7 protein-coding genes and 1 tRNA gene are annotated in these 10254 nt (G+C 44.5%); 2 read left to right on the top strand and 6 right to left on the bottom strand.

All coding sequences use genetic code 11. The features are described 5' to 3' along the window. The 3 genes from HMPREF3216_RS04520 to HMPREF3216_RS04510 all read right to left on the bottom strand — a co-directional run. Positions 1-2398, bottom strand: a 2398-nt coding sequence (locus tag HMPREF3216_RS04520) for a polyribonucleotide nucleotidyltransferase (RefSeq protein WP_060787124.1), incomplete at its 3' end; no start/stop codon positions are given. A gap of 422 nt (positions 2399-2820) precedes the next feature. Further along, positions 2821-3090 carry a 30S ribosomal protein S15 gene (rpsO, locus tag HMPREF3216_RS04515; RefSeq protein ID WP_004131651.1) on the bottom strand — a complete coding sequence of 90 codons (270 nt, stop codon included), beginning with the start codon at positions 3088-3090 and terminating at the stop codon, positions 2821-2823. Between the two features lie 120 nt (positions 3091-3210). Further along, a complete protein-coding gene (locus HMPREF3216_RS04510; RefSeq protein ID WP_060787123.1) occupies positions 3211-3858 on the bottom strand; it encodes a hypothetical protein in 648 nt (215 codons plus the stop codon). A 140-nt stretch (positions 3859-3998) separates the two neighbouring features. On the opposite strand from HMPREF3216_RS04510, the gene HMPREF3216_RS04505 reads away from it, so the two are divergent. Together HMPREF3216_RS04505 and HMPREF3216_RS04500 are read left to right on the top strand one after the other, a co-directional pair. After that, positions 3999-4694 (top strand): DedA family protein, encoded by a 696-nt coding sequence (locus HMPREF3216_RS04505; protein ID WP_060787122.1) that lies wholly within the window; start codon positions 3999-4001, stop codon positions 4692-4694. Between the two features lie 95 nt (positions 4695-4789). Next, positions 4790-4862: transfer RNA gene (locus tag HMPREF3216_RS04500), tRNA-Ala, on the top strand. 74 nt (positions 4863-4936) lie between these two features. Here HMPREF3216_RS04500 and HMPREF3216_RS04495 read toward each other — a convergent pair. The 3 genes from HMPREF3216_RS04495 to HMPREF3216_RS04485 form a co-directional block, all read right to left on the bottom strand. Beyond that, positions 4937-6904 carry a serine/threonine protein kinase gene (locus HMPREF3216_RS04495; RefSeq protein ID WP_060787121.1) on the bottom strand — a complete coding sequence of 656 codons (1968 nt, stop codon included), beginning with the start codon at positions 6902-6904 and terminating at the stop codon, positions 4937-4939. A 147-nt stretch (positions 6905-7051) separates the two neighbouring features. Then, positions 7052-8410: a UDP-N-acetylglucosamine 1-carboxyvinyltransferase gene (murA, locus tag HMPREF3216_RS04490; RefSeq protein ID WP_060787120.1), complete on the bottom strand. Its 1359-nt coding sequence runs from the start codon at positions 8408-8410 to the stop codon at positions 7052-7054. Between the two features lie 96 nt (positions 8411-8506). Beyond that, the gene (locus HMPREF3216_RS04485; RefSeq protein ID WP_060787119.1) at positions 8507-9937 is read right to left on the bottom strand and encodes a metallophosphoesterase; all 1431 of its coding nucleotides are present in this window, start codon (positions 9935-9937) and stop codon (positions 8507-8509) included. Positions 9938-10254: the final 317 nt, after the last annotated feature.

Genomic DNA, 10254 nt, shown 5'->3' with positions numbered 1-10254 from the left:
TATCCCTGTCGTCGTAGCGCGAATCGCGGTCGTCGCGAACACTGCGGCGGCGAGGGCGATCGTCTCTATCTTCGCGATCTTCCCTATCTTCACGAGGAGCACGCCTACGGTCGCTTCTGCGATCATCCCTATCATCCCTATCTTCGCGTGGCCCGCGTCCGCGATTTTCGCGAGGTGCTGGCGCCGAAGACTCTTGATTTTCAAAACCAGGAATTGCCAAAGAAATCTTGCCGCGCTCATCTACGCTTTGCACGATTACTTCTACGGTATCTCCCTCTTTAAGCACATCTTCAACAGTGTCAATGCGCTCACCGTTAGCAAGGTTACGAATCTGAGAAATATGCAACAAGCCGTCGCTTCCAGGCGTCAAATTAACAAACGCACCAAAGCTTGTTGTTTTAACAACCTTGCCCGTAAAGGTTTCTCCAGCCTTTGGAATACGTGGATTTGCAATGGAATCAATGATTTCCTTAGCCTTCTCGGCAGCTTCGCCACCTTCGGAAGAAATGTAAACAGTACCGTCGTCTTCAATAGCAATCTCGGCACCAGTTTCTTCTTGAATCTGGTTAATCATCTTGCCCTTAGGGCCAATCACTTCGCCAATCTTATCTACAGGAATCGTAGTTGTAATAATGCGTGGAGCGAATGGGCTCATCTCTGCTGGGCAGTCGATGCACTCGTTAATCACTTCAAGAATAGTAGTGCGAGCCTCGTGAGCCTGCTGCAAAGCGGCGGCCAAAATGTCTGCTGGAATGCCATCAAGCTTTGTATCAAGCTGCAAAGCGGTGATGAATTCAGATGTGCCAGCAACCTTAAAGTCCATATCTCCAAACGCATCTTCTGCGCCAAGAATATCGGTTAAAGTCTTAAAGATGTGCTTGCCATCAACGTCTCCCGAAACCAAGCCCATAGCAATACCGGCAACTGGAGCCTTTAAAGGCACGCCAGCAGCAAGCAGGGAAAGCGTAGAAGCGCACACAGATCCCATAGACGTAGAACCATTGGAACCAATAGCTTCCGATACCTGACGAATAGCATATGGGAACTCTTCGCGGCTTGGCAAGACTGGCACCAAAGCCTTCTCTGCCAAAGCACCATGGCCAATCTCGCGGCGCTTAGGGGATCCAACTCTGCCCGTTTCGCCAGTGGAGTATGGAGGCATCTCGTAGTTGTGCATGTAGCGCTTGGTCTGTGGGCCAGAAAGCGCATCCACCTGCTGCTCCATCTTAAGCATGTTCAAAGTGGTTACGCCCAAAATCTGGGTTTCGCCGCGCTGGAAGAGCGCAGAACCATGAACGCGTGGAACAATATCTACTTCGGCACTAAGCGTACGAATATCGCGCAAGCCACGGCCATCAATGCGGTAATCTTCCGTCAAAATACGACGACGAACAATCTGGCGCTGCAACTCCTTAAAGGCGTTACCAAGCTCCTTTTCTTTTTCTTCATCGTCCATATCGGTAAACTCTTGCGCAATCGCCTCGCGCACGCCTTCCTTAATTTCCGCAATGCGGTCTTGGCGTGGAAGCTTTTCTGCAATCGAAAGAGCTTCGTTCAAATCTGCATGAGCAATCTCATCGATTCTTGCATAAAGCTCATCCGTGTACTCTGGGAACAGCTGGAATTCCTTGGTTTCCTTAGATGCAATGCGCTTCAACTCATTTTGTGCTTCGCAAATAACCTTAATAAACGGCTTTGCGGCTTCTAAGCCTCCAGCTACAACTTCCTCATCTGGCTTGATTTGACCTTCGTTATAAATCAAATTCCAAGCATTCTTGCCAGCGCCTGCTTCAATCATTGCAATAGCAACGTCGCCATTTTCAATAACACGACCAGCCACAACAATCTCAAACACAGCGCGTTCGCGTTCGCTCCAACGAGGGAATGCAACCCACTGGCCATCAATCAAAGCCAAACGCACGCCAGAAACTGGGCCTTCAAATGGAAGACCAGAAATCATAGTAGATGCAGATGCAGCGTTTAAAGCAATAACATCGTAGGCGTCATCTGGATTAATCGCCAAAATCGTCTCTACAACCTGCACTTCGTTACGCAAAGTGTGTGGGAAAAGTGGACGCAACGGGCGGTCAATAATACGGCACGCAAGCGTTGCCTCATTTGATGGGCGGCCTTCCCTGCGGAAGAAAGATCCTGGAATCTTACCAGCAGCGTACATTTTTTCTTCCACATCCACAGTCAACGGGAAGAAATCGTAGTTTTCTTTTGGACTAGACCCTGCAGTCGTCGTCGACAAAATCATGGAATCGTCATCCAAGTATGCGGCAACAGCACCGTCAGCCTGCTGAGCGAGGCGACCTGTTTCAAAACGCAGCGTGCGCTTTCCAAATGAACCATTATCAATAACGGCTTCTACAGCCTTAATTTCGGGACCCTCCACGGGTTCCTCCTTTTCTAACTTACCTAATCAACCAACATGCGTCGTCATTGGCAGACCCGCTTTTTTGTTACCTTTACCTAACATCCGCGCGAATCTTTGCAAAATGCATAACCAACATTTCGTAGTTTTTTGTTTCGGTTACTTCAATCATCCATATTCAATTATGTTTTATTCTTCAGTTATAAATCCTACAAACTTAAGAATTCACTAAAACTAAATCGCTTAAATCTTCAATCTAAAATCGCTTTAAATCACTAATCTAAAATCACTTTAAATCTTAAATTCATCTATTTAATCAGCCATTTAATCAAGCTTTTTAATTCTACTTCAAACCCGCTAAATAAACTAGGACTTAATAAATAGTATGCATAAACACAACCGCATAAATACAAAAGCCCGAGCTTATGCCCGGGCAAAAAGACTTATCGACGCAATCCGAGTCGATCAATCAAAGAACGATAGCGGTTGATGTCTACGCGCTTCAAGTAATCAAGAAGACGGCGACGATCACCAATCATGAGCATCATACCACGACGAGAGTGGTGATCATGCTTGTGCTCCTTCAAGTGATCGGTAAGGTCGGAGATGCGCTTGCTGAGCAAAGCAACCTGAACCTCTGGGGAACCCGTGTCACCCTCGTGCGTTGCGTATTCGTTGATAATGTTCTTCTTATCTTCAGCCGTTAATGCCACGGCGTCCTCCTTATATAATTACTGCGCGGTGCCGCATCCTTTAATGCAGCGCTTGCAAATCCGCGGGCGTTACACGCCGAGTTTCAATGTTACAACTATGCCCAAACAAGCTTGCAAGGCCTACATAGCCGTTATAAATCCGCCAAAAATCACCACAAGAATCGCCAGAACTTCAATAGCGTAAAACATTATGAACGAAGCCCAACTGCGAGTCAAAACGTTTAATCGCGACTTTTTAGGAACTACTACAAGCAATCCAACAAACAGAATCGCATAAATGGCAACACCAAATCCAGCAGAGATTATTCCAAGATTTGCAGCATTTGCAAGTCCACTAAAAGCACCATAAACCACGTACGTTGAATACCAAAAGCTTAAGCGAAGCAGGCACAATCCGCTAATAAACTGTTCAATCGTTAGAAAAACAACAAACAAAAAGCGCCACAACCATTTGCTGGACTCAATTAATGCCATTGCTAAAGCCGTAGCCGTTGCAACAGTTGTAACCCATGCAATAAACACAACACCTTGAGCAGATAGGCCAGAAAAATTCTTAACAACCCAAGCCGTGTGTTGAACCGCCAAAGTTCTACCCACCCAGTATGGAACAACAATCGCTACAAGAAGAATCGCAAAATACAACACCCAACGTTTAGGATTTGAGTGGCGTTTGGAAATATCGGCTATAGATAGCTCCGACTCCAATTCGCTAGGTGATTCAAGGGTTTTATCTGCGTTAGCATTTGCGTTTGCTTTACGCTGATCCATCTCTTGCACTCTCCTTTAACGCGCTAAACACTTAATGAATACCTTACCAGGCACATTCCCCTATCTAAAGCGTGCAATATAATGGTTACTCCACGCGATTGTAGCAAAATGCGCAATCACAAATAGATTTAGGTACGTACATGGGTTTTATTCACTTTATTCTTAACCTTCTTAAAGATCCACGCTCTGCTATAGCTGGCTGGATTGCTATGGGAACCGCCCCAGCACTAGGACTAATCTTTCTAATCATCTTTATTGAAACTGGTGTTGTGTTCTTCCCATTCTTACCTGGCGACTCCTTGCTTTTTGCAGCTGGATTCTTTGCAGCCCCAGATTCCACAACGGGTAAAAGCTCGCTTCCACTTGCGATTTTGCTCGCCGTTGTTTGGCTTGCGCCTATTATTGGCGACCAATGCAACTACTTTATTGGCCACTTTTTTGGCAGGCGAATCGTTGAATCTGGCAAAGTTAAAGCCCTAACACCTGAGCGCATTGCTAAAACAGAAAAGATGATAGATAAGTGGGGCCCAATCGCCGTATTCTTAGGCAGATTCTTCCCGTTTATCCGCACATTTATGCCGTTTATTTCGGGCATTTCTGGCATGCGCTGGACTCGTTTTACGCCGTTTTCTATTCTTGGCGGAGTAGTCTGGTCGTCGCTTTTTACTCTTCTCGGATACTTCTTTGGAAACATTCCTTTTGTTCAAAAGAATTTTGAGCTTGTTATAGTTGCGATTTTGCTGATTTCTCTTGTTCCAACTTTTATTGGACTTTACAAAGCTCACTCTGCCAACAAAGCTAAAAAGCGCTTGGAAGGCAAATCGCAGCAGGATTAACCAAAGGATTAGCAACGTTTTACAACACTCCCACGCTGCTAGCGTTGTACTTTTACACATTTTGTAGTACAGTGTGCAGAGTTGTGTAAAACATTGGGGCTATAGCTCAGTTGGTAGAGCGCTTCGTTCGCATCGAAGAGGTCGTGGTTTCGATTACCATTAGCTCCACTAAGCCCACTGCATTCATTCCACCGCAGTGGGCTTTTTCTTTTCTCTACCTCGCTTGGCGAAGTCATTAAATCCTAGGCACCGCTGTTATCGAATGTGTTTTCAACAGAGTCGATTAGCGAATCCGCCTGGCCTATTATCTGCTTAACTCTGCTATCAACGTTCTTATTTTGCGACTTTAAAGACCGCGCCAAATCCAACGCATCGTCAAAAATCTTTTCAACAATATCTTGATTTACACCATCTGCCTTAAACTGAGCGCTCCACTTATTTAGCGACTCAAACGCAATCTCGCTTGCATCGATTTTTACAATCTCATTTTCGTTTTTCTTTGCGTTTTCAATAAAAGTGCGCAATTTTCCAACGTACTCTCGCGCCTTGGGCTTTTCTTTTCCTTGCGTATAATTTGCAAAATCCAAGTAACCGCTGCCAAGCGTAGAATACATTAACGCCGATTCATAATCCTTTGATTTAACTCCTTTTAGCGCCTCTGCAAACCACTTAGCAGATTGCTCTATGCGCTCTTTTCTATTTGCATTTATTGGCGCTTCTTCGTCTTTAGCCGCATAATACCAATACGCTTTGCCCACAGATAGGCACAGCTCATACCAGTCTTCGGATTTTTTAAGCGTCGACTTGTACTTATCAACAAACGCTGTAAAATCTTCTCTTTCGCTTGCGTTCCACCTAAAATCTTCAATCTGGTTTACTAAAAGTCGCAGCGCTGGCTGAATAGATATAGGCTGAACATTTGCATTAAAAAGTTTGATTTGCAAAGCCATAGCCTTATCAACGTATTCAACAACCTGTCTAGAATCTGTTGACTTTGCAGCTTTAACCATGTATTGCTTATATTCTTGCGCTCTACTTGTTGTTGCAGATGCGTTCTTGTTTTTTGCAGCGATATTGCCATTTTTTACATACGCACTCTTCTGGCTTTGCGTTTGCTTACTTTTAACTGTTATTACGGATTTGCAAGCAAATACAAACACAACACATCCAATAAGTGCCATTAACGCGCAGCAAACAATCTTAACAATATTTTTCTTTCCACTTTGCACACCATTTTTCTTATGTCTTTTGCCAACATTTTGTTTACCGCCTTTTGCACGCCCTCTTTTGCGCAAAACCAGCCCCGACTCTTCCGTATTTGACTTGATTTTTACGCCAGACTCTAAATCTTCTAAACAATCTTTTAACGCTTGCGCAAACTCCGCGCAATCTTCGTAGCGATCCTTTGGATTATTTGCCAAAGCGCGCATCAAAACAGCATTAACGCCACTAGCAGAATCACTCTTAGTTAAATCGAAGTTAGTAAGCGGATGCGATTGTCCTAAACGCGCTTGGCCTAAACGCGCTTGGCCTAAATCTTTAAATCCTTCTAAATAACACCTACCCGTAAGCGCATAAAACAACGTTGCTCCAAGCGCATAAACGTCTGTAAAAACTCCGATTTTAGCGCCCTGCTCAAATAACTCGGGAGCTGCAAATCCCTGCGTTGCAAAACGCGCATCTTGCTTAAATCGGCTTGGCTGCACTAAAACACCATCTTCGTTTTTAAGTTCTAGTGCGGAGCCAAAATCAATTAAATGCACGCTGGAATCGCCAGAAACCATAACGTTAGAAGGTTTTAAATCGCAATAAATAACAGCTGGCTTTAACGAGTGAAGGTATTGCAATAAATCGCATAGCTTAATTCCTAAAACGCACACTTGGCTAGGACTAATAACGCCACTTTGCTCAATAATTGTTTTTAAAGAACAGCCTTCAACATAATCGCGAACAGCGTATGCTCTGCCGTTTTCTTTAAAAAAATCAACGATTCTAGGAATACAAGGATGATTGCAGTGGTTTAAAACCTCCACTTCCGCTCGAAGCGACTGCAAAATCAAGTCATTTTTATCGCTATCTAAATGCTCAGCAGACGTCTCTTTAACAGCCCACTGCTTGTGTAAAACAGTGTCTACAGCAAGATACACGCTAGAAGTTCCGCCAGAACCGAGTTTTCCCAGCAGCTGATATTTTCCACCCACACAAACCATATTTTCCGCACTTTCATAAAATCACGTCGATAATAATCCTGTGCGCTAAACTCTATGCACTAATTTATGCAAAGAAAAGACTTAGAGGAAAATGTGTACCAAAGCCATTAAAGCCCTAGAAAAATAAGGGAAAAGTTATCCACATTGCTAGTCGATGTCTGCACCAAGAGCAGTGAGCTTGCCTCTAAAATCTGCATAACCGCGGTCAATAAGCGAAATGCCCTTAACGTTAGACGGCCCCTTAGCTGTAAGAGCAGCAATAAGATGGCTAAAACCGCCTCGCAAATCTGGAACATCAATATCTTGACCAGTAAGAGGTGTTGGCCCAAAAATAACAGCAGAATGCTTGTAATTGCGCTGCTGGAATCGGCATGGAAGAGAGCCTAGGCACTCGCGATATAGCTGAATCATTGCACCCATTTGCACAAGAGGCTTTGTAAAGCCAAAACGATTCTCGTACACCGTTTCGTGCACAATGCTCAAGCCCTTAGCCTGCGTTAAAGCAACAACAAGCGGCTGCTGCCAATCTGTCATAAAACCAGGATGAACGTCGGTTTCAATAGCAACTGGATGCAAATCTCCGCCTGGATGCCAGAATCGAATACCGTTATCTGCAACGTCAAACTGGCCGCCAACCTTGCGGAAAACGTTTAAGAATGTCATCATCTCTGGCTGGGTTGCGCCCTTAATAAACACATCTCCATGAGTGGCGAGCGCCGCCGAAGCCCAAGATGCTGCCTCAATCCTATCGGTTAAAGCAGTGTGGTTGTAGCCTTGAAGCTTATCTACGCCTTCGATTCTAAAAGTGCGATCAACATCTACAGAGATGATTGCGCCCATTTTTTGCAAAACGGCCACCAAATCCATAATCTCTGGCTCGATTGCAGCACCCGAAAGCTCCGTTTTGCCATCTGCAAGAACGGCAGCAAGAAGCGTCTGCTCCGTAGCACCAACCGAAGGGTACGGAAGGTGGATTTTGGTGCCATGCAAGCCGTTTGGAGCAGTAATGTGAATACCATCTTCGTGGTCTTTATTTACATTTGCGCCAAGCTTGCGCAAGGTTTCAAGATGAAAATCTATAGGGCGCCCACCAATATTGCACCCACCAAGCGCTGGAATAAAAGCCTCACCAAGCCTATGAAGAAGCGGGCCAGAAAACAGAATTGGAATACGAGAAGACCCTGATAGCGTGTCTACGTCTGCAACGTCTGCAAGTTGAACCTTGCTTGCGTCAATGCTAACAACGCCTGCAGCGCCATCAACGCTTACATCTACGCCATGCAACCGAAGCAAATCCGAAACAACATGAACATCCCTAATTTCTGGAACATTCTTTAACACGGATTTTCCAGGAGCTAAGAGCGCGGCAACCATTGCCTTGCTAACAAAGTTTTTTGCGCCACGAACTTTAATAGTTCCGTTAAGCGGCTTACCACCTTCTACATGCAAAACGTCTGCAGCCCCAACGCCACTTTCGTTCTGTTCAGCCGTGTTTTGCGCAGACACATTTACCTCTTTCGTTTGCAACTAAAACTAATAACTATAATACCTACAAGCGTGCCAATCGCGCTCAGATTTGTGCCAATGCTACATAATCACGCGTTACTTTGCAGCTAAAGACCGCCATCTTCTTAAAATCCTTGCAAAAAGTGAAGGCTTTTGCAATAAGTCAACTTCTGGCAAATCGTGACTGCAATCTGCGTTTAACCCATACGTGTATGCCTTTTTAGATGAGGCTTTTCCAACCAAATCGCCAAATTCTAGCATCTGTGTTCTAGGCTCATAAGGGTGACGAATGTCAAACTCAAGAAGCCTTGCGCCGCATTTAGACGCCACTGGCCCGTAGGACCCAAATCCGCACGTTGCAGTGGCCATTAGAAGTATGCCAGAATCCTCGCACCTGCCCGCAAACGCGTTTCTGTGATCATGACCCGCGCAAAAAGCAAAGGCCCCAATCTTTTGCAAAATATTATATTCACCACTATCTTGGTCTGGGCAGCTCACGCCTTCTCCAAGATATCCATCTGGCAAAACGCGATTATCGTCTAAAGCGTAGTATTTTCCAGCAAAACGCCTATATCCTTCGATTGCGTGTTCTTTAGCAGCGCAATCCTTAGAAACTTCGCGCAGCAAATCGTAGTATTGCGGAAGCGGAAAATGCTGAAAAACGCAGAATTTTGGTGGCAAAAAGCTTGGCAAATCCGCTAAAAAGTCGAGTGCCTTGCTAGAAGGACTTCCGTAACCACCACGCTTTTCGTAGTCGCCAGAATCTACAAGAACAATAGAAAATACAACTTTTTCTTGATTTACATCCATAACAGGCAGAGCAAAAGTTCCCGCTTGGCAAGGGAAGATTATTTGCTTTGGCAAAATGCTTTTTGGAAGAGACATTGCAGATCCGCTAGAAAACTGCCCATCGGTTTGCTGGCGATTTAGGCATCCCGAAAACTCTTGATACAAAGAATCCAGCTCCGCGTTGCTTAATCCGCACTGAAAATCGTGATTTCCGTACGTTAATACCCATGGAATTGAGCGATCTTCTAAAGGCTTTACCATGCGCTTAATATGCTCTAAGACTTTTTTGCGCGTATCTTGCAAAGCGTTTTCATGTAACTTGCGAGCGTCTACTCCACGGTTATCTTGCGACTCATCCCAGCGCCTTCGCACAAAAGTGTTTGCAAAATCTTTAGCATACCCAGCAATCTGATTTCCGCTAAAAATCACAATATCTGGCTTAACTGCATCGCATGCAGACTCTATAAGATTAATGGTGTCTTTACTGATTTTTGGCGCATCTTGAACATCCGCAAACTGTAAAACACGGAATTTTCCCGAAAGATGAAATTGCAACTTACCTAATCTTGCAGAAACGGACATTGGCAACTTTGACAAATCCGATGCGTTAGATGACTTAGATGCGTTAGATGACTTAGCAAAACTTGACGACTTAGCATTTTGAGAAGACTCTTGCCCGTTTAGACTACTTTTCAAAATCTTAGAGTCGTTTTTATCAGATTCTGCAATTTCTAACATAGTTCAAGCATACGGCACAGCATCGGGCGTATCAACAAAACGCGGAAAAACGGCGATTTTTTACAATATTTTAAGATAACTTTAAGGCAATAACCTATTTGCCTTAAGAAAAGGGTGATTATATATAAACCATAAAGCTAATAAATCGCAATAGGCAGCGATTTACACCAATAACTGAACCTCTCTTCTTCTCTTCTTTCTAACCCCGAGCTAACCGCTCGGGGTTTTTGTTTTGCATGAGATTTGCACAAGAGGCACGTAAGCGGCAAAACAGAAACCAATTGACGCACTTTGTACCAAATTTGACCCAAAACACG

This window comes from Gardnerella vaginalis, from assembly GCF_001546455.1.
Taxonomy (GTDB): Bacteria; Actinomycetota; Actinomycetes; order Actinomycetales; family Bifidobacteriaceae; genus Bifidobacterium; species Bifidobacterium vaginale_B.
This window is presented reverse-complemented; position numbering and strand designations above follow the sequence as displayed.